This window comes from Pseudomonas sp. GL_091, from assembly GCF_057837725.1.
The window spans coordinates 7,078,895-7,102,550 of sequence record NZ_CM174451.1; the positions used below are offsets into that span (position 1 = coordinate 7,078,895).

Here is a 23,656-nt window from a genome sequence, read left to right on the forward strand (position 1 = left end):
TGGCGCGCGTGCCTTCCACAAATGGGAATTCCCTTTATGAAACGTTTTCTTAGCATCGCCATGGCGTTGTGCATCGGCCTGACGATGAGTCTCGACGTCAATGCCGCCAAGCGCTTCGGTGGTGGCAAAAGCGCAGGCGCTGCGCCGACTCACCAGACCAGCCAAATGGCTCCTTCTTCTCCAGGCATGGGCGGCGCTGCGGCGACCGCGGGTGCTGCCGGTGCCGCTGGCGCCGCTGCCAAGGCCGGTGGCGCTTCGCGCTGGCTCGGCCCTCTGGCCGGTATCGCCGCCGGTGGCCTGCTGGCCTCCATGTTCATGGGCGGCGGCTTCCAGGGTATGCAGATCTTCGACATCCTGATCATGGCGGTCATTGCGTTCCTGGTCTTCCGCTTTATCGCCGCCCGTCGCCGCAAGCAGCAGGAGCACTACGCTCCGGCCGGCCACGCGCCGATGCAACGTGAGGCGTTCGAACAAAAGCCTGCCGGCGGCTCGATCTTCGGTGGTTCGGCAGCGCCTGTTGCCGCTCGTCCAGTGATCAACGCGCCAGCCTGGTTCAACGAAGGAAACTTCGTCGAAGCGGCACGCAATCACTTCCAGTCCCTGCAACAGCACTGGGACGCCAACGAAATGGACAAGATCGCCGAGTTCGTGACCCCGCAAATGCTGGAGTTCCTCAAGCGTGAGCGTGCTGACCTGGGCGACGGTTTCCAGTCCACCTACATCGATAACCTCAATGTACAGCTGGACGGTGTGGACGATCGCGCCGACAAGACCATCGCCACCCTGACTTTCACTGGCGTGTCGAAAACCTCGCGTTTCGACCAGGGCGAAGTCTTCAGCGAAAGCTGGAACATGGAACGTGCACAGGGCGAAAACCAGCCTTGGCTGGTGGCAGGTATCCGCCAGAACGGCTGATCCCGCGTAGAACTTCACCTGCTGTAAACAAAACCCCAGCCCTGGCTGGGGTTTTCTATTTCGCGGTTGCATCTATAGCAAGCTACTGTATAAACCGCCCCATATAAACCGCGCCATACAAGCAAGAGGATCCCGGACGTGGAAGAAATCATCGAACAACTGCGTGAAGCCAACGAACCGGTACCGGTCCCCTTGGAATTGCCCGACGAAGACCTGCTGGTCGAAATCGAAGAACAACTGTTCATCGACATACCCTTCGTCTTCAGAGAGTTTCTGCTGACCGTCAGCGACGTGGTCTACGGCAGCCTGGAACCGGTCACCGTGACCGACCCGCAATCCCACACCTACCTGCCCGACGTTGCCGCCAACGCCTGGGATGCCGGCGTCGATCGCAGCCTGATCCCGATCTGCCAGGTCGGTGACGACTACTATCTGGTCGAAGAAGACGGCACCGTGGTGCTTTGGCAGGCCGAAGAGGAGCTGATCGCCGAAGAAACCTGGGAGTCGGTATGGCACTGGGCGCGGGACGTCTGGCTGGAAAGCTGATCCAGTCAACGCCGCTGGGTGGTCAATGCCCGGACGACTCCTTGTGATTGTCGAGGGTTTCCAGCAACGCCACCTGCATCCGCGTATGCACACGAATGAACCAGCGCCACAGCAGCGCCGCCACGGCGGCCGCGACCACGGCGATCAGCACCAGCAACTTGTTGGTCGGCAGAATACTGGCCGACAAGGCTGCCAGCAGCAAAAAGATCACCAGTAGCGACAGGATCGGGATCACTTCGGCGATCACCCGGCGCACTCGCTGCGTGTGGCGCCCGGCCATCTCCGGCTTCACGCCCATTTCCGCCAGCAACATCGACAGTGCCTTTAGCTTGCGGTACGCCGCAATCAAAAAAGGCAGCGACAACAAAAGCGCCCCACCCCAGATCAATGCCTTTTGCCAGCTCGGATCGCTGATCCAGCCTTGCAGGTAAGCCGACATGCGTTCGGCGAAGTACGCACCCGAGAAGAAGATCGCGATCACGAGCGCCAGATTGACTCCCACCTGCAGCAAAATCCTGCGAATCATGGATGCCAGTAACGCGCCCTCACCCTGAGGCTGGATGCTGCGCAGCCATTCGCCGTACATCCCCAACACCCGTCCCAGGCGTTCTGGCATGACGCCGGCGAGCTTGATCGACAATGGATCAGCCGCCCGAATCAGATAAGGCGTCAGCAAGGTCGTGATCACCGAAACCGCCACAGCCACGGGGTATAAAAAGTTACTGGTGACCTGCAACGTCATGCCCAGTGCCGCGATGATGAAAGAGAATTCGCCAATCTGTGAAAGACCCATCCCGACCCGCAGCGAGGTACGTCCGTCATTGCCGGCGATAAATGCACCAAGGCCGCAGGACAACATCTTGCCGAGCACCACGGCTACGGTGATTACGGCGATTGGCCAGGCGTACTGAAGCAGGATCGCCGGATCGAGCATCAGCCCGATGGCCACAAAGAAAATCGCACTGAAAAGATCGCGAACCGGTTCAATCAGTTGTTCAATTTTCAGCAGTTGCCGGGATTCAGCCATGATCGCGCCGATCAGGAATGCCCCGAGGACCATGCTGTATTCAAGCTTGACCACCAGCAGGCAGAAGCCAAAACACAGGCCCAGCACCGTGATCAGCAGCATTTCGTTGCTTTCGAATCTGGCGACGTAGGCCAGCAGCCGCGGCACCATCAGGATGCCGATGACCAACGCGACGATCATGAACAGCGACAGTTTACCGACCGTGGAAAACACTTCGCCGGAGCTGACCGTACCGCTGACCGCGATGCTGGACAGTAGCGCGATGATGCCGATGCCCAGAATGTCTTCGACGATCAGCACTCCGAATATCAACTGGGCAAATCGCTCGTTCTTCAACTTCAGATCGTTGAGCGCCTTGACGATGATGGTGGTCGAGGAAATCGCCAGGATCGCGCCGAGGAACAGTGAATCCATGGTGTTCCAGTCGAACCAGCGACCAATCTCGTAGCCGATCCAGATCATCAGCACGATTTCCAGGAATGCCGCGATGAATGCCGTGGCACCGACCTTGAACAACTTGCGCAGGCTGAATTCCAGGCCCAGGCAGTACATCAGGAATATCACACCGAGCTCGGCCAGGGTCTTGATGGTTTCTTCGTCGTGGATCAGGCCGAACGGCGGGGTGTGCGGACCAATGATGAATCCGGCGACGATGTATCCCAGCACCACCGGTTGTTTCAGGCGATGGAAAACCACGGTGACCACACCTGCGATCAACATGATCACTGCCAGATCCTGAATGAAACTGATGGCATGCATGGCGTGAGACTCCCTGGATGGCATTGCTCTATCCCCGGACGCAGGAAAAGCCTGATCAAGCAGAACAAAAATCGGAATTGCACGTAGGAAATGCCCTTGAGGCTGGGCTTTTTGCAGGGTAACACCGCGACTTCTGGCAGAAAGGCGGTGCAATATATGGAAACAGATGGATCCGGCGTGACGGCGACCCCGCACCCGGCGTCCCGATAACTGTTGGTTTGAAAAAACCGCCGAGGCACCCGCAGAGGTGCATCCCTCAAACCTGGCCTTGACCCGTGAGAATGCTATGGAACCCGGAAACGCCCAGCTGTCGATGACGGTATTGATGACCCCCGACATGGCCAACTTCTCTGGCAATGTCCATGGCGGCACCCTGCTCAAATACCTCGACGAAGTAGCCTACGCCTGCGCCAGCCGTTATGCCGGCCGCTATGTGGTGACCCTGTCGGTGGATCAGGTCATTTTCCGTGAGCCGATCCATGTCGGCGAACTGGTGACCTTTCTCGCCTCGGTCAACTACACCGGCAACACCTCCATGGAGGTCGGCATCAAAGTGGTGACCGAGAACATCCGCGAACGCTCGGTGCGTCACACCAATAGCTGCTTCTTCACCATGGTCGCGGTGGATGACCAGCGTAAACCCGTCTCCGTACCACCGTTGCAACCGCAGAATAGCGAAGACAAGCGCCGTTACATGCAGGCCCAGCAGCGCCGGCAGATTCGTCAGGAGCTGGAAAAGCGTTATCAGGACATCAAGGGCGACGCCTAAGGCCGGTCGCTCTTGCGCGATCTTCGGACCGCTATCGCGAGCAGGCTCGCTCCCACAGGTACAGCATTAACCTTGTGGGAGCGAGCCTGCTCGCGATGGGGGCAGCGCTGAATCAGAGACTGATTGGTGTAGCTTCGAACCGCACCCGCGGATGGGCAATCCGGTCCTGAGCCCGTACCAGTTCCAACTCGTAGCTGGCACAGGCCTGGGTTTCCAGCAGCACTTCATGCACCGCCGACGCCGTGAACTCGAAAGCGGCCACCAGGCTGTCGCCCAACAGCACACGCGCCAGGAACAGGCCGGACGTCAGATCGCCCACGCCCACTGGCTGACGCGGGAACGCCAGCAACGGGCGCTGCAAATGCCAGCTGCCTTCGGCCGTCACCAGCAGCATCTCGAAGGCCTCTGCCGATTTGCCTGGGTAGTCCAGATGCTTGACCAGCACTGCTTTCGGGCCGCGCACCAACAATGCACGCGCCATTGCCAGGCAATCGAACAGCGATTGCGGCTTGCGCCCGGAGAAGCTGTCCAGCTCCAACTGGTTCGGGCACATGAAGTCCGCCACGGCGGCGGCCTCCTCCAACAGAAAATCACTGACCTCCGCCGGAACACTGCAGCCCTTCTCCGGATGCCCCATGACCGGGTCACACAGGTACAGTGCCTTGGGATTCATAGACTTGATCCGCGCCACCCCCGTCAGGATCGCCCGGCCCTGGGCCGCACTGCCGAGGTAACCGGAAAGCACCGCATCGCAGTTGCCCAGCTCGCCAATCGCCGCGATACCTTCGATCAGGTCGGGGATCTGATGCGGCGCCAGCACTTCACCGGCCCACTGGCCGTACTGGGTGTGATTGGAGAACTGCACGGTATTGAGCGGCCAGACATTCACCCCGACCCGTTGCATCGGGAAAACCGCGGCACTGTTGCCGGCGTGACCGAATACCACGTGGGACTGGATAGCGAGCAAATGCGGTGTACGTTTCATGCGGTGGATTTCCGTAAAACGATTGAAATTCTAGCCGCGCAGTATGCGACTAAACGCAGCCTGTACGACAGACCAGCGACGCAGTTAAGCTGACACTATCTTGTTGGAGCACCCTGTTGATGCTGACCCTTGGAAATATATTCGTGCTGATGCTGTTCGCCACTGCCGGGGCATGGCTATGGCACAACCACGGCTTGCGCGAGCGCGCGCTGGAGCGGGTCAAGCAGCATTGCGGCAAACTCGGGATCGAATTGCTCGACGGCAACGTGGCCTTGAAAAGAATCGCGTTCATCAGGGATGCCAGTGGTCGGCGACGCCTGGCCCGTGTGTATAACTTCGAATTCACCGTGACCGGCGAAACCCGCCACAACGGCACCATCACCCAGTTCGGCGCTCACAGTGCACAGATTGAGCTGGCGCCCTACCCGGTCCCGTTCGACGAAACCGAACCAGTGGTCGACGTGGCGAAACCTCGCGCGGAAGTGATCGAGCTGAGCCAGTGGCGTCAGGACCATACCAAGTGGCGGCCTTAAGCCATTAACCCGATCCGGATCGGCACGCTGCCAGCTCACGCTGCAGTCGTTCTGCATTCTGCACCTCACTGAAAATCAGCTCGATACGCGAATCCTGCCGCCATTCAATGGGCTGCCAGTCCAGCACCGAGTTATCCACCGCGTTCGCCGAGATCCAGCCGTGGGAACTGTGGATAACCAGCTTCGCCCGCTTCCAGCCAAGGCTTTCAAGCCACCGGCCTACCACAGCGGCATCAAACACCTGGCTTGGGTGCCAACGCCAACCGATGCTCCAGCCACCGTCCTGTTCCTGACTCAAGCAAATGGGCAACGCGGGATCGCTCCAGACCGTCGGCATCTGCGCCAATCCCTTGGGCACGACGAAGTTATCCACACCTGCCCGCGCTTTGGCATTCAGCCCTGGCAACTCGCTCAAGGGTAAAACCGCCTGTTGCGTCCAGCACAGGGGGAGCGGCGGCAATTGCCCGGCGATTCGCTGGCGGCTTTCTTCTTCGAGCCCCTCTGACTTGTTCAACAGTAGTAGTCCCGCATGGCCCAGCGCTTGCTGCTGAACATCCGGCAGCGGTTTGCCAGCGGCGAGCGACTGGGCATCCAACACCAGCACACAAGGCTGGACAGCCAACACGCCTTGCCACGGCGCTTCGCTCAATTGCCTGAGCAACTGCGCCGGATGCCCCAGCCCTGAGGGTTCGATGAACAGCCGATCCGGTTGCGCCTTGCGCAACAAGCGCCCAAGACCAATCTGAAACGGCGCACCGTTGACGCAACACAAGCAGCCCCCGGCCACTTCCCCCAGTGCGATACCATCGGCGTCCTGGGTCAGTAGCGCAGCGTCGAGACCGATCTGGCCAAACTCGTTGATCAACACCGCCCACCGCTCGCCAGCCGGGCGCTGGGCCAGCAGGTGCTTGATCAGGCTGGTCTTGCCGGCGCCCAACGGGCCGGCTATGACATGAGTGGGGATATTCTGCAGCATGGTCGATGATTTCTGAGGAGGTGGTGGATGCGGTTGATTGGCTTGTCGTTGCTCCTGGCACTCGTTTCAGGCGAGGCGCTGGCCCAGGCTTGTGTGGTTCACAGCCAGGGCGAGCGGCTTGATGTCCAGGTTTGCCAGCAGAACCGCAACATCCCGCCAAAACTCTTCGCCGATGGATTCTGCCAACCGAACCTGGCGGGGCAGAACGTCGATGTGCAGTATGTCGATCAATGCCCCGGCGGCGCATTTGGTATTTGCAGCAACGCCCAAGTCGCCAATATGCCCTACCGACAGGATATTCACTATTACGGCATTGCCACCGACGCGGCGTATTTGCAGCCGTACTGCGAGGCCCAGAGCCAGGGCGCCTGGCTCAAGCCTTGAAGCGCCAGTAGTGGATCAGGCGGCCTCTTCATACCAGGGGCCGAATGGATCAGGCAGCAAACCCCAGCCCTCTACGCCCAGCGCCATTTCCTCATCGGTCAGCAGGCATGCGTCCAGTTCGGCCGTGAGTTGCGTGAAGTCGATGTTCTGGCCGATGAATACCAGTTCCTGGCGACAGTCCCCGCTGTCGGCGGTCCAGTTTTTCATGATCCCGGTAGTACTTTCTTCGTCTTGCGGCCATTGGTTTTTCGGTACGAAACGCCACCAGCGCCCGGCAAAACCATAGCGCATCAAACCACCGGCCTGAGACCAGCTGCCGGCGTCCATGTGCTTGCTCGCCAGCCAGAAAAAGCCCTTGGAGCGCAGCAGTTTGCCGTTGTCCCAAGGACCGTCGATGAAGTTGAAGAAACGCTGCGGATGGAACGGCCGGCGAGCCCGGTAAGCACTGGATGCAATGCCATACTCTTCGGTTTCCGGCACGTGTTCGCCGCGCAGTTCCTGTAGCCATCCCGGTGCCTGGGCAGCCTTTTCGAAGTCAAAACGACCGGTGTTGAGAATCTTGTTCAAGGGGATTTCGCCCATCGCCATCGGAATGATTTCCGCCCGGGCGTTGAGCCGTTCAAGTATGGCGATCAGTTCCTCGCGTTGGTGGCTGCTGATCAAGTCGATCTTGCTGAGCAAAATCACATCGGCGAACTCGACCTGCTCAATCAACAGATCGGTAATCGAACGCTCGTCTTCCTCCCCAAGGGTTTCTCCTCGGGAAGCCAGGCTTTCGGCGGCCTGGTAATCGAGCAGGAAGTTCATGCCATCGACCACCGTGACCATGGTGTCGAGACGTGCAATGTCGTTGAGGCTCTGGCCGTTTTCATCGCGGAAGGTGAAGGTTTCCGCCACAGGCAGCGGTTCGGAAATACCGGTGGACTCGATCAGCAGATAGTCGAAGCGACCCTCCCTGGCGAGTTGACTCACCTCCTCCAGCAAATCTTCACGTAACGTACAGCAAATACACCCGTTACTCATCTCCACCAACCGTTCTTCAGCGCGATTAAGGCTGACATCGCGCTGGACTTCGGTGCCATCGACGTTGATTTCGCTCATATCGTTGACGATGACTGCAACCCGCAAGCCATCGCGATTACGTAGTATGTAATTAAGAAGTGTACTTTTTCCGGCGCCAAGAAAGCCGGAGAGAACGGTCACGGGAAGTCGATTGGACATCTGCATATTCCTCACAGGGATGCCCGGTCGCTGTGTCGGGCTTACACAATGTTATACTGTAACAACACAAATAAACCATCCTCTCTTGCCCGGTAGGGAAAAGGACAGGATGCTGAACGCCGCTCCCCTTGTGAGAACGCCCATGCGCAACACCCTTAAACCTGCATTGATCATGCTTTCCCTGCTGGTGGCTGCCGACGCGATGGCACAGGTCCCGAGCCTGGCCAGGTGCACTCGCAGCGCCAACCTGCTGGCCTGCGTGGATGCGGATGGCAACGCCTACAGCGTCAACACCGCCGGCAGCACCATCTATCTGCGGGGTTTCGAAACGGCCGGAAAACGCTATTGGGCACAGACCAACAGCCGCTACGGCCAACTTACGTTTTTCACTGGTATCGCTTCCGATGGCGAGGCTTGGGTTGGCTACAACCGGCGCGTCGGCTGGACCACGATCAACCGGTTTTCCAGCTCCGGCGGCAGCAGCGCCAAGTTCACCTGCAGCCGGATCGCTGGCTGTTAGGCCTCTTTGTTTTTCTGTTGATGGCGTGAAATCAGGCTGAGCATGTGGCGGTTGCGCATGATGAAAGTCCGCTCATGAAAAAGGCATCGTCGATTGTATTGTTATACTATAACATGACAAATCAACTCCCACGATGGACCTGCTCATGAATGCGCTGACTCTGCCGGATATCGCCGCGCAGGCCTCACGCCAAGCCCTGCCACTGGAGTGGGTGGGCATGTGCGGCATTGCTCTTCCCGTTTTGTTTGATGGCCAACGACTGAATGCAAAGGCCGATGCCGGCGTGAGCCTCGACGATGGCAACGCTCGCGGCATTCACATGTCACGGCTTTATTTGGCGCTTGAATTGCTGGAGCAGGAAAACCTTTCACCGGTTTTATTGCGGCGAGTTTTGCAGCGTTTTCTTGAGAGCCACGAAGGGTTATCCAGCAGCGCTCACCTAACCCTTCACGCCGATTTGTTGCTGAAAAGGCCGGCGCTGATCAGTCCATTGGCAGGCTGGAAAAGTTATCCAGTCAGCATCGAAGCGCGATTGAAAAACGCAATGTTCCACGTGGAACTAAAAATCGATGTGCCTTATTCCTCAACCTGCCCGTGTTCCGCAGCCCTTTCTCGACAGTTGATTCAGCAGCAGTTCGTCGATGATTTCGCCAACAAGCCACTGCAACACGCCGACGTTTTAGCGTGGCTCGGCTCCACGAACGGCATCGTCGCCACACCTCACAGCCAACGCAGCAGCGCAAAGTTGTGCGTACGGCTGGCTGATTTTTTGGACGAGTTGCCTCTGATCGCCGTCATCAACGACGCCGAAGCCGCACTCGGCACCGCCGTTCAAACAGCGGTAAAACGCGCCGACGAACAAGCCTTCGCCCTGGCCAATGGTCAGAACCTGATGTTCTGCGAGGACGCCGCACGCCGATTGAATCTGGCCCTGAAACGCTCCACAGGCATCAATGCCTTCCACATTCGCGTCACCCACGCCGAAAGCCTGCACGCCCATGACGCCGTAGCCGAAAGCCGTTTCAACTGGGAGGCCGCATGATTGCTTGCCACGCTTTGCGCTGGGGCGCACCGGGGCAGCCACTCACACCAGCGCTGGACTTCGAACTGTCGAAGGGCAGCCTGACCGCCATCATCGGTGCGAACGGCTCCGGGAAAAGCAGCCTGTTGAAGGTCATCGCCGGATTGCAAAAACCGTTGGCCGGAAAGGTGCGACTGGATGTTCCCCTCAAGGGCGGTGTGTCGTTCCTGCCCCAGCAACAACATCTGGACAGGCAATTTCCGATCAGCCTTCAGGCATTGGTCGCCGCCGGTTTCTGGGGCAACAAACAGTCACCGGCGATCCGTAGCCAACGACTGAACACCGTCCTCGAAAACTGGTGCCTGAACGGCCTGGAAGATCGACCCTTGATGGCCCTTTCCGGTGGCGAATTGCAACGCGCCCTGCTCGCCCGATTGAGCCTGACCGACGCCCCCTTGCTGTTGCTCGACGAACCCCACGCGGCCCTCGATGAACTCGGCCAGACATTGCTCTGGAAGCACATACACGAATGGCACCTCGAAGGCCGGACGCAGGTAGTCGTGTGCCATGACCTCGCCGCTGTCCGCGAGCACATCCCACACACCCTGCTGATAAAAAACAGTGGATGCGCATTCGGCCCTAGCACCGAACTGATCCGCCAACCACCCCAAGCGCAGGTGGCCTGATGATCGCTACCGCGCATCTCTGGCAACCGTTCCACGAGTTCGTCTTCATGCGTCGGGCGCTGCTCGGCGGTTTGCTCCTGGCGTGCAGTACGGCGCCCCTTGGGGTGTTTCTGATCCTCAGGCGCATGAGTCTGATCGGCGACGCTGTCGCCCACGGCATTCTTCCCGGTGCGGCTCTGGGTTTCTGGTTTGTCGGCTTGAGCCTCCCGGCGTTGACCATCGGCGGCCTCGGCGCCGGTCTGAGTATGGCCGGCCTCGCGGCCTGGATTACGCGACGCACCGGCCTGCGAGAGGACGCCAGCCTCGCGGCGATTTACCCGATTTCCCTCGCCGGTGGCGTGCTGATTCTCGGCATCGCCGGCAAACGCCTGGACCTGTTGCACCTGTTGTTTGGCTCGGCGCTGGCGGTCGATGGCCCGACCTTGACCGGCATGCTTTGGGTCTCGGGCCTGAGCCTGATTGCCATGGCACTGATCTACAAACCACTGCTGCTCGACACCCTTGACCCGCTTTTTCTGCAAACCGTCAGCCGACTAGGCCCACTGGCCCACGGCTTGTTCCTGACGCTGGTGGTGTTGAATCTGGTCATCGGTTTCCAGGCGATCGGCGCGTTGATGGTGGTCGGCCTGATGATGTTGCCTGCCGCCGCGGCGCGTTTCTGGAGTCGCCGCCTGCCGGTGCTGATCGTCGTCGCCGCCCTGCTCGGCAGCCTCTCGGTGTGGCTAGGTTTACTGATCTCGTTCTATTTCTCGCTGCCCAGTGGCCCGGCAATCGTGCTGGTGGCCGGCGGCGGGTATCTGCTGTCCGTGGTGTTCGGACCGGTGCACGGCTTGCTGCGCCGCCCGCCTTTGCTCACATCCCAATGAGGTGTTAACCGATGCGTGCTTTACTCGTGCTGTTCAGCTTGATGGTGTCGATGTCACTGTCTGCCGCCGAAAAACTTAAGGTGGTCACCAGCTTCAGCATCCTTGCCGACATGACCCAACAGGTCGGCAAGGAGCATATCCAGATCATCAACATGGTCGGCCCGGACGCGGATGCCCATACCTACGAGCCGACACCGGACGATGCCAAAGCGCTGCTCAAAGCCAGGCTCATCATCAAGAATGGCCTGGGTTTCGAGCCCTGGCTGGATCGCCTGGTGACGAGCACAGAGACCCGGGCGCCGGTCATCAGCGCGAGCCACGGCGTCGTCCCGCGCAGCCTGAATGAAGACGGCGAAACCGTTCCCGACCCGCATGCCTGGCATAACCTGGCGAACACCGAACTGTACATCGCCAACATCACCAAGGCGCTGATCGCCGCCGACCCGGCGAACACCGCCGACTATGAGCGCAACAGCCAGGCGTATCTGAAACAGGTCTATGCCCTGCTCGCCGCAGCCAAGGCCAAACTCGGTTCACTGCCACCGGGCAACCGCAAGATCGTGACGTCCCATGACGCCTTCGGTTATCTCGGCCAGGCCTACGGCATCGAGTTCATGGCGCCTCAAGGCCTGTCCACAGAGCGCGAACCTTCAGCCGCCGAAGTGGCCGCACTGATCACCCAGATTCGTCAGGCCAAGGTCAAGGCGGTGTTCATGGAAAACATCAAGGACGCCCGCTTGCTCAAGCAGATAGCGGATGAAAGCGGCGCGCAGATCGGCGGCACGCTGTACTCCGATGCCCTGGCGGCGAACGGTCCGGCCAGCACCTTCACCGGGTTGTTCGAGTACAACCTCAACACCCTGTACAACGCGTTGAGCAAGCCATGATCCGCAAGAACCCTTCCGGAGATTTACCGCTGATTGCCGAGTCGGCCTACGTCGACAAGACGGCGATCATCTGCGGCAAAGTGGTGATCGGCGAGAACGTGTTCGTCGGGCCCTACGCGGTGATCCGCGCTGACGAGGTCGATGACTCAGGCGACATGCAGCCGATCACCATCGGCGCCAACTCGAACATCCAGGACGGCGTGGTGATCCATTCCAAATCCGGTGCGGCGGTGACCATTGGCGAGTTCACTTCCATCGCCCACCGCTCGATCGTGCATGGCCCCTGCACCGTGGGCAATCGAGTGCTCATCGGCTTCAACAGCGTGCTGTTCAACTGCGTGGTTGGTGACGGTTGCGTGGTGCGGCACAACTCGGTGGTCGACGGTCGTGACCTGCCTGAAGCCTTCTACGTGCCCTCCACCACGCGGATCGGCACCAACACCGACCTCTCGCAATACCCGCCGGTGAGCGTCAGCGCCTCGGAGTTTTCCGAAGACGTGGCGCGCACCAACGTCGACCTGGTGCGCGGCTACAAAGCCCTGCAAAACGAGTTCTGAGCATGAGCAGCGTGCTGATTCGCAATGCCCGTTTGGTGAACGAAGGCCGTGAACTGGTCGCGGAGCAGATTTTGCCGATCACCACACTGGTGGCCAAAACCAGCCATCGTGTCGCCGATCTATTCGCCATTCCCGATCGCGGTTATCTTCGAGAAGGCTATTGGGCAGATCTGGTGCTGATCAAGCCCGAACCCGGCAGCGTTGCCGTTGCCACGCAACCGATCCTGTCGCAGTGCGGCTGGACACCCTTCGCCCGCCGTAGCTTTCAACACAGCGTCAGCACCACGATCGTGTCTGGGCAAATTGCCTGGCACGACAAACGTCTTAACGACAGTTGCGTTTGCCCCTACGGTTTATGCGATAACGCTCGTTAGAAGCACGTGAGTACGCCGACCATGATCCAGATCACCCTGCCCGATGGTTCATTGCGTGAATACGACCAGCCACTGTCCGTGCACGAGGTGGCTGCCAGCATCGGCCCCGAATTGGCCAGCGCGGCCGTAGCGGGCCGAGTCAATGGTGTACTGGTGGACTGCGAATACCTGATCGAGGCGGATGCCCGGGTCAGCATAGTCACCCCCCGGGAGCCGGACGGCCTGGAGATCCTGCGCCGCTCCTGTGCATTGATGCTGGCCATGGCGGTCAAGCAACTCCACCCTCATGCGCAAATGCGTGCGGGAAAGGAATTGGGTGACGGTTTCTTTTACGAGTTTGCAGTCGACCAACCGCTGACCCCGGCAGACCTGCCCCTCATCGAAGCTCGCATGCAGTCATTGGCAGCAACCAATCACTCGATCCGTCGACGGCCGGCGCGAGAAGCAGTGTCGCTGTACCGTCTGGGGGACACCGAGTACCAGAGCCATGGACCGCATGTCCCCACCACCAAAGTCTTGCAGGCGTTTGCCCTCGATCACATCAGCGGCACGTTGCAACAACGGATCTACGGCACCTGCTGGTCCAGCCATCAGGAACTGCAACACTGGCGCGTTCCACCCCACGTGGTTGTCGTGAGCATGGATGACCGCCAGGCGACTTATGCCCAAGCGGTGACCGAATCCTTGCGCCAAAAAGGCGTACGCGCCAAGGCCGACCTGCGTAACGAAAAAGTCCACTACAAGATTCGCCAGCACAGCCAGACCGTGCCGTACCTGGTAGTGGTTGGCGAAAAAGAACAGGCTGGGGGATTTGTCAGTGTGCGCAGTCGCACGGGGGAGGATTTTGGCCAGATGCCTGTCGAGGCAGCATGTGAGTGGTTGAGTCGGCTCGAGATTTAGGAAGGCCGTGCGGACGCATTCGCGAGCAGGCTCGCTCCCACATTGACTGTGTGTCGATCACACATCTCCTGTGGGAGCGAGCCATGCTCGTGAAGCTTTTTTAAGCTCTTGGCTTTACCGTGCCGCAATCCTGCCCCAACCAGACGGCGCGGGATTCGAGGCTGCCCTTCTGCTGAATGCCGGTGGCGTTGAACGTCCCGTTGACCTTGGTGGTGAACTCGCGATCACTGAGGAACGTCGCCACACCAGCACCCTGGGCTTTCGGGCAACTGAAACGGAACTTCCACTGATTGCCGGAGCGGTCGGTGATTTCCTGTTTGCAGCCCGACTGCGGATCGGTCAGCGGAATGTTGTCGGTCTTGACCTGCTCAGGGGTCAGGCACGCCCGGATCCCTTTGCCGCCCATGGTGATGCCCTGCTTTTCCAGTTGGGCGCGCTGCTCAGGGGTCATCTGGCTCTGGAGCTGGCCCAAGATCAATTGCAGGTCCGGCATATTCTGCTCGTCGACCTTCATGTTGCTCGTGGTCAGCTCCCACAATCCTGGTTGCAGCATTTGCGCGTGAGCCGCCACAGGAAGTGCCAAACCCAGTGCCATGGCCAAACCCAGCAGACGAACGTTCATCGAGTAACTCCTGATCAGTAGTGGCCGTTAGACGTCAGCCGCCGGCTTCGGTTCATGGGCGAATTAATTAGCGACATTCTGCACGGAACATGGTCTGTTAAGCACTGAATCTTCAGGAGCAAGGCAGCCCCCATGGATTACTTCGGACCGCATATTTTCGGTTATACCATCGCCCTGTTGCACTCGCTGGGCATGATCGCGGCCATACATGCCGTGTTGACCGTCCGGACCGCCCAAGGCTCGATCGCCTGGGCCCTGTCGCTGTTTTTCATCCCTTACCTCACGCTGATCCCGTACCTGATGTTCGGCCGCAGCACCTTTGATGGCTACATCAAAGCCCGGCGGCAGGCCAACGAGGAAATGCGCAAGGCTGTTTCCGAACTCAACTGGCGACCCTGGGTAGAAGAAGCCCTCACCGCCCGCGCTTCTTCTACCTACGCCTCGCTCAGAGCGATGCCCAAGCTTGGAAACATGCCCTGTCTGGCCAATAACCAGACGCGACTGTTGATCAACGGCCAGTCGACGTTCGAGGCCATTTTCGATGCCATCAGCCAGGCGAAAGAAGCCGTGCTGATCCAGTTTTTCATCGTCCATGACGACCGTCTCGGCCAACGCCTGCAAACTTTGCTGTTGAAGAAAGCCGCAGAAGGCGTAGCGATCTACCTGTTGTATGACCGAATCGGCAGCCATTCCCTGCCCAACGGCTATGTGCAGGCCTTGCGTGATGGCGGGGTCGAGGTCAAGGCATTTGGCCCCCGTAGTGGCTGGTTCAATCGCTTTCAGGTGAACTTCCGCAACCATCGCAAGATCGTGGTCGTAGACGGCATTCTCGGCTTCGTTGGCGGGCACAATGTCGGTGATGAATACATGGGCGAGAAACCGCCCCTGGCCCCCTGGCGCGATACCCACGTGCAAGTGCGCGGGCCAGTGGTGGCGTGCATGCAGGAGTCTTTCGCTGAAGACTGGTTCTGGGTGGCTCATGCCCTGCCACCACTGATCCTGCCCGAGGTTTATCCGGAAGACGGCGTGCTGTGCCAGTTGCTCGCCAGCGGGCCGGCAGACGCCTGCGAAACCTGTTCTCTGTTCTTTGTCGAAGCAATCCATGCGGCGACGGAGCGGGTCTGGATCACCAGCCCGTACTTCATCCCCGATGAAGCCGTATTCGCAGCATTGCGCCTGGCGGTCCTGCGCGGTGTGGATGTGCGGCTGCTGCTGCCGTCTCGGCCCGACCACCGAGTCGTCTACGCCGCCTCCAGCCTCTACGCCTTCGAAGCCGTGCGCGCCGGTGTGCGGGTATTCCGTTACCAACCCGGATTCCTGCACCAGAAAGTGGTGTTGATCGACCGTGAAATCAGCGCCATCGGCAGCGCCAACCTGGACAACCGTTCGTTCCGGCTGAATTTCGAAGTGATGTTGCTGACCGTCGACCGCGCGTTCGCCGCCGAGGTGGAACAGATGCTCAACGATGATTTCGCCAATGCCCACGAAATCGCCAAAGGAGAAGGCCGGGAGACCCACCGCCTGCAGCAGGTCGGCATGCGGGTCGCCCGGCTTATTTCGCCGATTCTCTAGAGGTAGATGTCGTCACGAGTCCATGGCAGTTCATGACTGCCATCGGCGTGGGCCTTCACCGCGAGAATCTGGTGCAGGTTGATCCAGCCGCGGGCGAACGCGTAGGCGCAACCGGCCAGGTACAGCCGCCAGATGCGCAGGACTTGTTCCGGTACGAGTCTGGAGGCCGCTTCGAGGTTGTCTTCCAGGCGTTCGCTCCAGTGATCGAGCGTACGAGCGTAGTGCAGGCGCAAGCTCTCGACGTCGACGATTTCAAGCCCCGCCTCACTGATCTCGGCAGAGATCATCGACAGGTGCGGCAGCTCGCCATTGGGGAACACATATTTCCCGATGAAATCTCCGGCACCACGTCCTACCGGACGGCCATCAGTGTATTTGGCGGTGATCCCGTGGTTCATCACCAGGCCACCCTCTTTCACCGCGCCGAACAAGGTATTGCAGTATTCGGCCAGGTTGGCGTGGCCAACGTGTTCAAACATGCCGACGCTGACAACCTTGTCGAAACGGCCATCCTGGGGCAGATCGCGATAGTCGAGCAGTTGCAGTTCTACCAGGTCCTCCAGGCCCTCCGCTTTCACGCGTTCCCGGGCCAGGGCCAACTGCTCCTTGCTGAGGGTGATACCGAACACTCTCGCGCCAAATTCCCGCGCCGCAAAACGCGCCAATCCGCCCCACCCGCAACCCACATCCAGCAAATATTCTCCGGGCTGCAGGCGCAGCTTGCGGCACAGGTGACGGAACTTGGCTTGCTGGGCCTGCTCGAGGCTTTCGCTGCCGGTCTCGAAGTAAGCGCAGGAATACGCCATGTCGCTGTCGAGCCACAGCTGATAGAACGCGTTGGAAAGGTCGTAGTGGTAGGAAATCGCCTTGGCGTCTGTCTCTTTGTCGTGGGCGCTACGAACGGGCTGATTGTCGTCGTTTTCGTCCAGCAACGCCTGGCTCCATTCATCGCAGACACGGATCACTTCGCTGATGGAGCCTTCGAGTTCCAGTTTGCCTTCGACAAAAGCAGCACCGAGGGCGTCCAGGCTTGGATGGGTAAACTGGGTGACCATTTGTGGGTCCTTAACCACAATAGTGACGCTGGGCGCCGGTCCCAGATTGAGTTCATGGCCATCCCAGAGTCTCAGGCGAAGCGGTAATTGCAGATTCTGTAAGGCCGGTGGAAGATGCGCGAGCATGGAGAAGCCCCCTTGTTTCAGACGTCTAAACAGAGGGTAGACCATCTTTGAAAAATAGCTGGCTATCGAATTAATAGCCGATTTCAATGATTCGCGACGCCTACACCTGCCGCCGCGAACGCACAAAATGATGTGCCCTCATCTCCAATGACTACGAACCGGGCGCACAGTTCTAAAAAGTTTAAGCCCCGTGATTACCCGATTTAGAGCAATTGCCTTCAGGTTTCGTCCTTGAGCTTGAGCAACGGCTCCTGGAACCGCAGCAAACGACCGGCATTGCCCAACACCAACAAGGTGCTGAGGTTATGCAGCAGCGCCGCAATCATCGCCCCGGCAGCGCCGAGCCAGCCGAACGCGGCGAAGGCCACGATCGCCAGGGTCCAGCCCAATCCGATGATCACATTGACCTGCAACGTCTGGCGGCACTGACGACTCAGGCGCACGCAGGTGCCGAGGCGGCGCAGGTCACTGCCGATCAGCACAATGTCAGCCGATGCCAGGGCGATGTCCGCACCGCCCGCGCCCATGGCCACACCCACCACGCCAGCCTTGAGGGCCAGAGAGTCGTTGATGCCATCGCCGACCACCATCGGCCGAAAGCCGCTGTCGATTTCCTTGAGCACGCGGTTCAGTTTGTCTTCGGGCAGGGCTTGCGCTTCGACGTCACTGATCCCGACATCCCGGGCGAGCGTTTGCGCGACGCTGTGGCGGTCACCGGTGAGCAACAACTGGCGACCCAGTCCGAGATCGCGCAACTCACCCAAGGCAAATTGCGCCTCGGGTTTGACGCTGTCGGCCAACAACAGCCAGGCGAGAAATTCACCGTTGAGCGCCAGCCCGGCAATCGGACCGTCGTGATCGGGAACCGTCGTTGTGCTGATGCCCAGTTGCGCGAACAATTCCGGCCGGCCGAGCGCTGCTTCGCCCTGCTCGGTCATCGCCACCACGCCCAGGCCCTGGCGCTCATGAATGTCAGAAAGCAGCAGGAAATGCTCCTGGGTCACCAACCCCGCGAGCGCACGGCTGACCGGGTGACTGCTGGCCGAGCCGAGGCTGGCGGCGAGCTTCAGGACATGGCTGCGATCTTCCAGCGGACTGTCGATGGATTGCAGGCGCAAGGTACCGAAGGTCAGCGTCCCGGTCTTGTCGACTACCAGCGAGGTGAGGTCCGCCAACTCTTCAAGGAACGCGGAACTGCGGATCAAAATACCGTGGCGCGCCGCCACTGCCACCCCGGCTATCGCCGTGGCCGGTGCCGACAACACCAACGCACAAGGACAGGCCGCCACCAATACCGCGAGCATCGCTTGAGCGTTGTTGGTGATGAACCAGGTCACGGCAGCCAACAGCAACACCAGCACCATATAGCTGCCGGCGTAACGCTCCAGCAAACGAGTGATCGGCGGTTTCGAGCGCTCGGCGTTTTGCATCAGGGCGATGACTTTGCCGAGGGTCGACTCCTGGCCGGTACGGGTCACTTCGATTCGCAGCAGACCGTCGAGGTTGATCGCGCCACCAAACACCGACATGCCGACGCCCGCCTCCATCGGTACTGATTCGCCGGTAATGGAGGCGGTGTCCAGACTGGCCTGGCCGGATAACACCCGACCATCCGCCGGCACCCGGTCCCCGGCGCGGACCTCGACCAGGTCGCCGGCCTTGAGCGTACCGTTGTCGACTTCGATGATCGAGCCGTCCGCCTGAATCTTGCGTGCATGGCTGCGGGTCAGTTTGCCGAGGGCGTGAATCGCCTCCTGGGAACCGATCACGCTGCGCTCCTCCAGCACGTGACCGAAGATCATGATGATCGGCAACAGAGCCGCCGTCAGCAGATCCCCGGTGGCCCAGGCACCCAGCATGGCCAGGGCAATCAATTGATCGGTGATGCCGTGCAGGCTTGGATATCGCAGGCTGTACCAGGCCGAACGCATGACCGGTATGGCGACCAGCAGCGAGGCAAAACCCAGCAGCAGCTGACTGACGCCGGTCTGCTCCGGCGCCAGCCAACGCCAGATTAATCCCAAGGCCAGCAAGCCCAATGCGAGCATGGCCAGGGTCAGTTGGCGCGCGGCGCTACGTTGTTCTGCCGAAGACAACATGCTCGGCGCGGTGGCGGTTTGCGCAGTCATTGTGCAGCTCCCTGAATGATCAGGCGGGAATCGTCTTTGGGATTGACCGTCGTGACCGAACCGGCCTGCCCGAGAATTTTCGGCAACCGCTCGCGATAAATGCGCAGCAGCATTTGCGGGTCAGTGCCCTGTTGTTGCGCCTTGGCCAGGCTCAACACAGTGGCCGTGTCGGTGGATGCTTTGGCCAGTCGTTCACTGGCTTGGGCACGGGCAACTTGTAGTGTTCTGTCGCCTTGCTCGTTGGCGGTTTGCGTCAGTTTTTCGGCTTCGGTACGCGCATTGGCCACGGCTTTGTCGGCCTGCTGACTGGCTGTCAGGACTGCATTGAAGGCATTGACCGCCGGGCTTGGCAGACTCGATTGCACATCTACACGCGCCACTTCGATTCCCAGTCCCTGCCCCGTCGCGGAGAGCTCGGCAAGACGCTGGTTGATGCCCTGCACCAGATCGCCTCGCAAGCGCTCGCGTCTTTCAGCCGCCTGACTGTCAGCGCCGATCAGCTCTGGCCGGGCGACCAGGATAGTGTCCAGATCACGAGCGGCGGTGAGCGCCACAGCGCTGCGGGTGACTAACCGATCCAGTGCGGGCAACACATGTTCGCCTTGAAGCACGAACGCGTAAGGTTCGGTGACTTTATAGAAAACCCGGACATCCAGTTGCACCACCCCGGCATCACCGGTCAGCAGATAACCTGAGCCAGCGAGGGCATCGCTGATGGGCGTGGCAAAACTGGCCACGCGATCTGCCTGTATCGCGGCACCACTGCGCAACAGGTTGTCCACTCGACGCTCAATCACCCGATCTGCCGCCGGCAACAAAATCACCTGCTCGAACGGTTGCGGCCAGGCCAATAACAGCCCGGCATTCTGAATGCGATCCAGCGCACCGAAATGCAAAACCACCGCGCGATTTTGCGGATCAATCTGCCGCACATTGGAAAACGCCCACGCCAACGCCGCCAACACTGTCACCGCGTACAGGGCGAGAAACGCCAAGCGCCCGGCCTGAATCCAGGGGCTGCTCAACTCATTTGTTCCACGTGGAACCAAACTCATGGCTGCGATCCGGACTTGTTGTCGAGGCTCGGCGGACCTTCAACCAACACCCGAAACGGTGCGGCATCGGTGCGCAGAATCAGCTTGGTTCCCGGCGTTACCACCGTGCCCAAGGTGTCGAGCGAGCGCAGCAGGTTGTAGAGCTGCGGCGACTCCGCGTAGGCGCGGCCGTAAATCTGCGCCGCTTCGACGCGCGATTGCGCTTCGATATCTGCCGCTTTCACCGTGGCATCGGCCTGCACAATTCGCGCATCACGCTCGGCGGCGGAACGAATTTGCGCGGCTTCACGCTTGCCGATGGCCGTGCGCTCAGTGGCGATGGTTTCACGCTCGGCGCGCATCCGGTCGACAGTCGCAGTGAGCGTCACCGAAGGCAGCGTCAATCGTTCGATACCGACCTGCAACACGCGCACGCCATAAGTGGTGAGCAGCTGCTGATCGATTTGCTTGCGCAGTTGTGCTTCGAAATCGGCGATGCGCACCTGGCTGGCATCGGTATTGACCAGATTCGCCAGATCAAAACTGCTGGCGGTGGTCTCCAGTGCGGAGCCGACAAAGGTGCGAATCTGCCGCGCGGCTTCATCGGGCTGGTTCTGCACTGCGCGCATGAAACGTTGCACATTGTCCGAATCGCCCTGCACCTGCCACGCCACGTAGGCCTGAACGATGATGCGCAAACCGTCCCGGGTGCCGACATCCTGCAAACCGCTGGACGTGGTACGCAGCCGCAGATCCACCGGGATCGCCGCTTCGAACGGTGCCGGCCAGCGCCAACCCAGTCCCGGTTCCAGCAAGACTCGCGATGGGTTGCCAAAGCGCGTGATCACAGTGGCTTCACCCGAACGCACCTGCACCAGGCTTGCGGCGGCGACCGCAAACGCCACCAGCAATGCCGCCCACCCCATCCGACGCCATGGGAATGGACCGGCCTCCTGCGGATCGCCGTGATGATGGTGATGGCCGTGGTGATGATGCCCGCCATGGCCGTGATCGTGTCCGCCGTGGTCATCGTGATTGTGCGTATGGGACTGGCTCAATTGGCAGCTCCTGGCTGAGCGGTTTTACGCGACGGCGCAGGGTCAACCGGCAGCGTGAAAGTACGGAGGTCGATGGTTGGCGCATTGCTGCTGCCGCCCAGACGATGATCGAGCACCAGCAATCTGGCGTTGGCCAAACCCTGGGACAACTGACTGAAATACTGCTCCAGCACGAAGGCTTGGCCAGCGCTGGCATAGGCTTTTTGCTCGGCGTTGAATTTCAGGTCCGCGGCCTCGGCGCCAGCGTTGATTTCACGGGCGCTGGCCGTCGCCTGATCACGGGCGATGCTGGCCTGCAACTGCGCCTGGTTGGTGGCCTCGGCAGCAGCGCCGCGTTCTCGGGCGATCAAGGCTTGCGCGCCAATCTGCGCCGCTTGCACGCCGTGATAGGCATTGGCTGCACCGGCCGGAGGGTGAATCGCCTCGACCACCGTGGCGAGAATTTCCACGCCGCTGTCGAGTTTTTGCAGGTCCACCTGCACCGCGCGGCCGATCTCTTCGGCCAGCCCTACCCTGTCTTCGCCAAGCAAACCGTCGAGGGTGCGCGAGGCGAAATCGTGAACCAGGATTCGGCTGGCGGTGCTGCGAATCAACATCGGCACATCGGCACTGTTATAGGTCGCAGCCAACGCCGCCTCATCGCTCAGACCGATGCGATAGACGAAGCGCACGTCCATGTTGACGATCTGAAAGCTCTGCTTGTCGGCTCGGCTGCTGGCGATCACCTGGGATTTGTCGTTCACATGGCTGGCGTCCCACAAGCGATTGGCAACTACCGGGGCCGGGCCTTCGGCGGGGTCGGCCTGAGCGGGGACGGTGGTTTCGCCAACACTGGTGGCCAACTCGTGTACCACGCCATTCTCGACGCTCAACACCCGGCCCAATGGCCAAGGCAAACCCATATGCAAACCTGGGCTGAACACCTCCACTGGCTTACCGAATCGTTCGTAGATGCCACGCCCTTGCAGGGCAATTTCGTGAATGCCGGTCAGCGACCAGCCAACCAGCGACACCACCGCCAGCACCGGCAGGAACGCCCGACGCATGTAAGTGAAGGCCCAGATCTGCCGCAGATCGATGCCGAAGCGGTTATGCAATTCGTGCTGCAACGCCAGCAATGGCTGTGGCGGCCAGCGCAGCATGTCAGCGACAAAGCTGCGCGCCAACAGCTCCGGCTCAAGGCGTTCGCGGCGCGGGCTGAACAATGACAACAGCGCGCGCAGTAACAGTTCTGCCGCCACCAGCCCCGGCAGCAGACCGATCAACACCGCCAGGCGTACAGGCCATATCGAGGTTTCATCGGCAAACAATAGACAAAAAGCACTGAGCACCAGGCTGATGATCGCCACACGGATCAATTGCGCCAATGTTGCGGCTTCAGGCCATTGCGCAGTGTTTTCCTGGGCCAGATGGCGTTCCATCACCAACAGGCCGAACGCCAACAGTAGGAAGCACGCCGCCCCGACAGTGGCCGACAGGCCCAGCGCTGCCGGGGGCAACGTGAGGTTCCAGGCTTGTTCGACGCTCAATACCGCCAACAATGCCCAGCCGCCAAGCCACAGCGTCGGCGCGCCGATTTGCCCGAGCAGATGCTGCGATTGTCGGCTGATCCGGTCCAGCAATCGCTCATACCACCCCGATGGCGCGGCAGACTCGTCGACATCAACCACCGGCACTACGGGATTCATGGCGCGGGCACGCCACTGGGTTACCGACCAGGCCGATTGCAAACCGGCCATCAACACCACAGACGCCGCGCTCAGGTTCAGCAGCAACGCCGGCCACAGTGTTTGCGAGGAAAACAACCCGGCAAAAAGCGCCAGCAGCACACCCACCGTCGCGAATACGCCCGCGCCGATGGCGAACTGGCGCAAACGCCGCCCTTGAATGAACGCCTGCTGAAAGCGCGGCAACCCGGCTAACGGCGCTTCATCAACATCGAGATCGACTTGCATACCACTCCAGAGTGTCTTCGCTTACAGGACCATTCGTTACGATATAACGAAAATGGTAAAATTTCCGTACTCACGCGCGCTATCTAAAGATTCCCAACCTGTCGCTTACCTGAAGCCTTGACCGAAATGCTGCAGAACGCACATATTACGTTCGTAATTTTATCCAGGAACTACTTTTA

General features: G+C 60.1%; 23 protein-coding genes and 1 pseudogene. 14 read left to right on the forward strand and 10 right to left on the reverse strand.

Annotated elements, in window-relative coordinates; all coding sequences use genetic code 11:
- Window positions 1-36: 36 nt before the first annotated feature.
- Entirely contained in the window at window positions 37-915 is an 879-nt protein-coding gene (locus tag AC3ITY_RS32335; RefSeq protein WP_489306910.1) for a Tim44 domain-containing protein, read from the forward strand.
- A gap of 138 nt (window positions 916-1,053) precedes the next feature.
- Entirely contained in the window at window positions 1,054-1,461 is a 408-nt protein-coding gene (locus AC3ITY_RS32340) for an SMI1/KNR4 family protein (protein ID WP_223455238.1), read from the forward strand.
- A 22-nt stretch (window positions 1,462-1,483) separates the two neighbouring features.
- On the opposite strand, the gene AC3ITY_RS32345 is transcribed toward AC3ITY_RS32340, so the two are convergent.
- Entirely contained in the window at window positions 1,484-3,247 is a 1,764-nt protein-coding gene (locus tag AC3ITY_RS32345) for a cation:proton antiporter (protein WP_489306912.1), read from the reverse strand.
- A 286-nt stretch (window positions 3,248-3,533) separates the two neighbouring features.
- Between AC3ITY_RS32345 and AC3ITY_RS32350 the strand changes: the two genes are divergently transcribed.
- The gene (locus tag AC3ITY_RS32350) at window positions 3,534-4,016 is read left to right on the forward strand and encodes an acyl-CoA thioesterase (protein WP_489306914.1); all 483 of its coding nucleotides are present in this window, start codon (window positions 3,534-3,536) and stop codon (window positions 4,014-4,016) included.
- A gap of 112 nt (window positions 4,017-4,128) precedes the next feature.
- Here the strand turns inward: AC3ITY_RS32350 and pdxY are convergent, their stop codons facing one another.
- On the reverse strand, window positions 4,129-5,001 hold the full coding sequence (gene pdxY, locus AC3ITY_RS32355; RefSeq protein WP_489306916.1) for a pyridoxal kinase PdxY: 873 nt from the start codon (window positions 4,999-5,001) through the stop codon (window positions 4,129-4,131).
- A 119-nt stretch (window positions 5,002-5,120) separates the two neighbouring features.
- On the opposite strand from pdxY, the gene AC3ITY_RS32360 reads away from it, so the two are divergent.
- A complete protein-coding gene (locus AC3ITY_RS32360; RefSeq protein WP_489306918.1) occupies window positions 5,121-5,534 on the forward strand; it encodes a DUF3301 domain-containing protein in 414 nt (137 codons plus the stop codon).
- 4 nt (window positions 5,535-5,538) lie between these two features.
- On the opposite strand, the gene AC3ITY_RS32365 is transcribed toward AC3ITY_RS32360, so the two are convergent.
- Window positions 5,539-6,510, reverse strand: a complete 972-nt coding sequence (locus AC3ITY_RS32365) for a CobW family GTP-binding protein (RefSeq protein WP_489306920.1) — start codon at window positions 6,508-6,510, stop codon at window positions 5,539-5,541.
- A 27-nt stretch (window positions 6,511-6,537) separates the two neighbouring features.
- On the opposite strand from AC3ITY_RS32365, the gene AC3ITY_RS32370 reads away from it, so the two are divergent.
- The gene (locus AC3ITY_RS32370; protein WP_489306922.1) at window positions 6,538-6,894 is read left to right on the forward strand and encodes an NADH:ubiquinone oxidoreductase; all 357 of its coding nucleotides are present in this window, start codon (window positions 6,538-6,540) and stop codon (window positions 6,892-6,894) included.
- A 15-nt stretch (window positions 6,895-6,909) separates the two neighbouring features.
- On the opposite strand, the gene zigA is transcribed toward AC3ITY_RS32370, so the two are convergent.
- Window positions 6,910-8,115, reverse strand: coding sequence for a zinc metallochaperone GTPase ZigA (zigA, locus tag AC3ITY_RS32375; RefSeq protein ID WP_489306924.1), 1,206 nt, complete (start codon window positions 8,113-8,115; stop codon window positions 6,910-6,912).
- 142 nt (window positions 8,116-8,257) lie between these two features.
- On the opposite strand from zigA, the gene AC3ITY_RS32380 reads away from it, so the two are divergent.
- From AC3ITY_RS32380 to AC3ITY_RS32415, 8 genes and pseudogenes are all read left to right on the forward strand, one after another.
- Window positions 8,258-8,635: a glutamine synthetase gene (locus AC3ITY_RS32380; protein WP_489306926.1), complete on the forward strand. Its 378-nt coding sequence runs from the start codon at window positions 8,258-8,260 to the stop codon at window positions 8,633-8,635.
- 145 nt (window positions 8,636-8,780) lie between these two features.
- Window positions 8,781-9,677 (forward strand): GTP cyclohydrolase FolE2, encoded by an 897-nt coding sequence (folE2, locus tag AC3ITY_RS32385; protein WP_489306928.1) that lies wholly within the window; start codon window positions 8,781-8,783, stop codon window positions 9,675-9,677.
- Window positions 9,674-10,342 carry a metal ABC transporter ATP-binding protein gene (locus tag AC3ITY_RS32390; protein ID WP_489306930.1) on the forward strand — a complete coding sequence of 223 codons (669 nt, stop codon included), beginning with the start codon at window positions 9,674-9,676 and terminating at the stop codon, window positions 10,340-10,342. The genes folE2 and AC3ITY_RS32390 overlap by 4 nt, the downstream gene beginning before the upstream one ends.
- Window positions 10,342-11,208: a metal ABC transporter permease gene (locus tag AC3ITY_RS32395; protein WP_489306932.1), complete on the forward strand. Its 867-nt coding sequence runs from the start codon at window positions 10,342-10,344 to the stop codon at window positions 11,206-11,208. Before AC3ITY_RS32390 ends, AC3ITY_RS32395 begins: the two co-directional genes overlap by 1 nt.
- A gap of 11 nt (window positions 11,209-11,219) precedes the next feature.
- On the forward strand, window positions 11,220-12,095 hold the full coding sequence (locus tag AC3ITY_RS32400; RefSeq protein WP_489306934.1) for a metal ABC transporter substrate-binding protein: 876 nt from the start codon (window positions 11,220-11,222) through the stop codon (window positions 12,093-12,095).
- Entirely contained in the window at window positions 12,092-12,652 is a 561-nt protein-coding gene (locus AC3ITY_RS32405; RefSeq protein ID WP_489306936.1) for a gamma carbonic anhydrase family protein, read from the forward strand. The genes AC3ITY_RS32400 and AC3ITY_RS32405 overlap by 4 nt, the downstream gene beginning before the upstream one ends.
- A gap of 50 nt (window positions 12,653-12,702) precedes the next feature.
- Window positions 12,703-13,016: pseudogene (locus AC3ITY_RS32410) on the forward strand (amidohydrolase family protein); the annotation flags it as partial.
- A gap of 31 nt (window positions 13,017-13,047) precedes the next feature.
- Window positions 13,048-13,926, forward strand: coding sequence for a His/Gly/Thr/Pro-type tRNA ligase C-terminal domain-containing protein (locus AC3ITY_RS32415; RefSeq protein ID WP_489306938.1), 879 nt, complete (start codon window positions 13,048-13,050; stop codon window positions 13,924-13,926).
- Between the two features lie 100 nt (window positions 13,927-14,026).
- Here the strand turns inward: AC3ITY_RS32415 and AC3ITY_RS32420 are convergent, their stop codons facing one another.
- Window positions 14,027-14,548, reverse strand: a complete 522-nt coding sequence (locus AC3ITY_RS32420; protein ID WP_007989673.1) for a DUF3617 domain-containing protein — start codon at window positions 14,546-14,548, stop codon at window positions 14,027-14,029.
- Window positions 14,549-14,680: 132 nt separating this feature from the next.
- Between AC3ITY_RS32420 and cls the strand changes: the two genes are divergently transcribed.
- Window positions 14,681-16,120 (forward strand): cardiolipin synthase, encoded by a 1,440-nt coding sequence (gene cls, locus AC3ITY_RS32425; RefSeq protein ID WP_489306940.1) that lies wholly within the window; start codon window positions 14,681-14,683, stop codon window positions 16,118-16,120.
- On the opposite strand, the gene cfaB is transcribed toward cls, so the two are convergent.
- The 5 genes from cfaB to hflK (AC3ITY_RS32450) all read right to left on the reverse strand — a co-directional run bounded on the left by cfaB (window position 16,117) and on the right by hflK (AC3ITY_RS32450) (window position 23,477).
- Entirely contained in the window at window positions 16,117-17,301 is a 1,185-nt protein-coding gene (gene cfaB, locus AC3ITY_RS32430; RefSeq protein ID WP_223455211.1) for a C17 cyclopropane fatty acid synthase CfaB, read from the reverse strand. The genes cls and cfaB overlap by 4 nt on opposite strands.
- A 218-nt stretch (window positions 17,302-17,519) precedes the next feature.
- Window positions 17,520-19,430, reverse strand: a complete 1,911-nt coding sequence (locus AC3ITY_RS32435; protein WP_489306941.1) for a cation-translocating P-type ATPase — start codon at window positions 19,428-19,430, stop codon at window positions 17,520-17,522.
- Window positions 19,427-20,485 (reverse strand): protease modulator HflK, encoded by a 1,059-nt coding sequence (gene hflK, locus AC3ITY_RS32440; protein WP_489306942.1) that lies wholly within the window; start codon window positions 20,483-20,485, stop codon window positions 19,427-19,429. Before hflK (AC3ITY_RS32440) ends, AC3ITY_RS32435 begins: the two co-directional genes overlap by 4 nt.
- Window positions 20,482-21,522 (reverse strand): protease modulator HflC, encoded by a 1,041-nt coding sequence (gene hflC / locus AC3ITY_RS32445; protein WP_489306944.1) that lies wholly within the window; start codon window positions 21,520-21,522, stop codon window positions 20,482-20,484. The genes hflK (AC3ITY_RS32440) and hflC overlap by 4 nt, the downstream gene beginning before the upstream one ends.
- Entirely contained in the window at window positions 21,519-23,477 is a 1,959-nt protein-coding gene (hflK, locus tag AC3ITY_RS32450) for a protease modulator HflK (protein WP_489306946.1), read from the reverse strand. The genes hflC and hflK (AC3ITY_RS32450) overlap by 4 nt, the downstream gene beginning before the upstream one ends.
- Between the last annotated feature and the right edge of the window lie 179 nt (window positions 23,478-23,656).

What these genes read in the sequence shown, in the direction of transcription:
- AC3ITY_RS32405 (WP_489306936.1), top strand. Translation starts at nt 12,092, where the DNA reads ATGATCCGCAAGAACCCTTCCGGAGATTTACCGCTGATTGCCGAGTCG.
- cfaB (WP_223455211.1), bottom strand. Translation starts at nt 17,301, where the DNA reads ATGCTCGCGCATCTTCCACCGGCCTTACAGAATCTGCAATTACCGCTT.
- AC3ITY_RS32335 (WP_489306910.1), top strand. Translation starts at nt 37, where the DNA reads ATGAAACGTTTTCTTAGCATCGCCATGGCGTTGTGCATCGGCCTGACG.
- AC3ITY_RS32370 (WP_489306922.1), top strand. Translation starts at nt 6,538, where the DNA reads ATGCGGTTGATTGGCTTGTCGTTGCTCCTGGCACTCGTTTCAGGCGAG.
- AC3ITY_RS32365 (WP_489306920.1), bottom strand. Translation starts at nt 6,510, where the DNA reads ATGCTGCAGAATATCCCCACTCATGTCATAGCCGGCCCGTTGGGCGCC.
- cls (WP_489306940.1), top strand. Translation starts at nt 14,681, where the DNA reads ATGGATTACTTCGGACCGCATATTTTCGGTTATACCATCGCCCTGTTG.
- AC3ITY_RS32360 (WP_489306918.1), top strand. Translation starts at nt 5,121, where the DNA reads ATGCTGACCCTTGGAAATATATTCGTGCTGATGCTGTTCGCCACTGCC.
- AC3ITY_RS32395 (WP_489306932.1), top strand. Translation starts at nt 10,342, where the DNA reads ATGATCGCTACCGCGCATCTCTGGCAACCGTTCCACGAGTTCGTCTTC.
- folE2 (WP_489306928.1), top strand. Translation starts at nt 8,781, where the DNA reads ATGAATGCGCTGACTCTGCCGGATATCGCCGCGCAGGCCTCACGCCAA.
- AC3ITY_RS32400 (WP_489306934.1), top strand. Translation starts at nt 11,220, where the DNA reads ATGCGTGCTTTACTCGTGCTGTTCAGCTTGATGGTGTCGATGTCACTG.
- AC3ITY_RS32390 (WP_489306930.1), top strand. Translation starts at nt 9,674, where the DNA reads ATGATTGCTTGCCACGCTTTGCGCTGGGGCGCACCGGGGCAGCCACTC.
- AC3ITY_RS32350 (WP_489306914.1), top strand. Translation starts at nt 3,534, where the DNA reads ATGGAACCCGGAAACGCCCAGCTGTCGATGACGGTATTGATGACCCCC.
- AC3ITY_RS32345 (WP_489306912.1), bottom strand. Translation starts at nt 3,247, where the DNA reads ATGCATGCCATCAGTTTCATTCAGGATCTGGCAGTGATCATGTTGATC.
- AC3ITY_RS32420 (WP_007989673.1), bottom strand. Translation starts at nt 14,548, where the DNA reads ATGAACGTTCGTCTGCTGGGTTTGGCCATGGCACTGGGTTTGGCACTT.
- AC3ITY_RS32435 (WP_489306941.1), bottom strand. Translation starts at nt 19,430, where the DNA reads ATGACTGCGCAAACCGCCACCGCGCCGAGCATGTTGTCTTCGGCAGAA.
- AC3ITY_RS32380 (WP_489306926.1), top strand. Translation starts at nt 8,258, where the DNA reads ATGCGCAACACCCTTAAACCTGCATTGATCATGCTTTCCCTGCTGGTG.
- hflK (WP_489306942.1), bottom strand. Translation starts at nt 20,485, where the DNA reads ATGAGTTTGGTTCCACGTGGAACAAATGAGTTGAGCAGCCCCTGGATT.
- hflK (WP_489306946.1), bottom strand. Translation starts at nt 23,477, where the DNA reads ATGCAAGTCGATCTCGATGTTGATGAAGCGCCGTTAGCCGGGTTGCCG.
- zigA (WP_489306924.1), bottom strand. Translation starts at nt 8,115, where the DNA reads ATGTCCAATCGACTTCCCGTGACCGTTCTCTCCGGCTTTCTTGGCGCC.
- pdxY (WP_489306916.1), bottom strand. Translation starts at nt 5,001, where the DNA reads ATGAAACGTACACCGCATTTGCTCGCTATCCAGTCCCACGTGGTATTC.
- AC3ITY_RS32415 (WP_489306938.1), top strand. Translation starts at nt 13,048, where the DNA reads ATGATCCAGATCACCCTGCCCGATGGTTCATTGCGTGAATACGACCAG.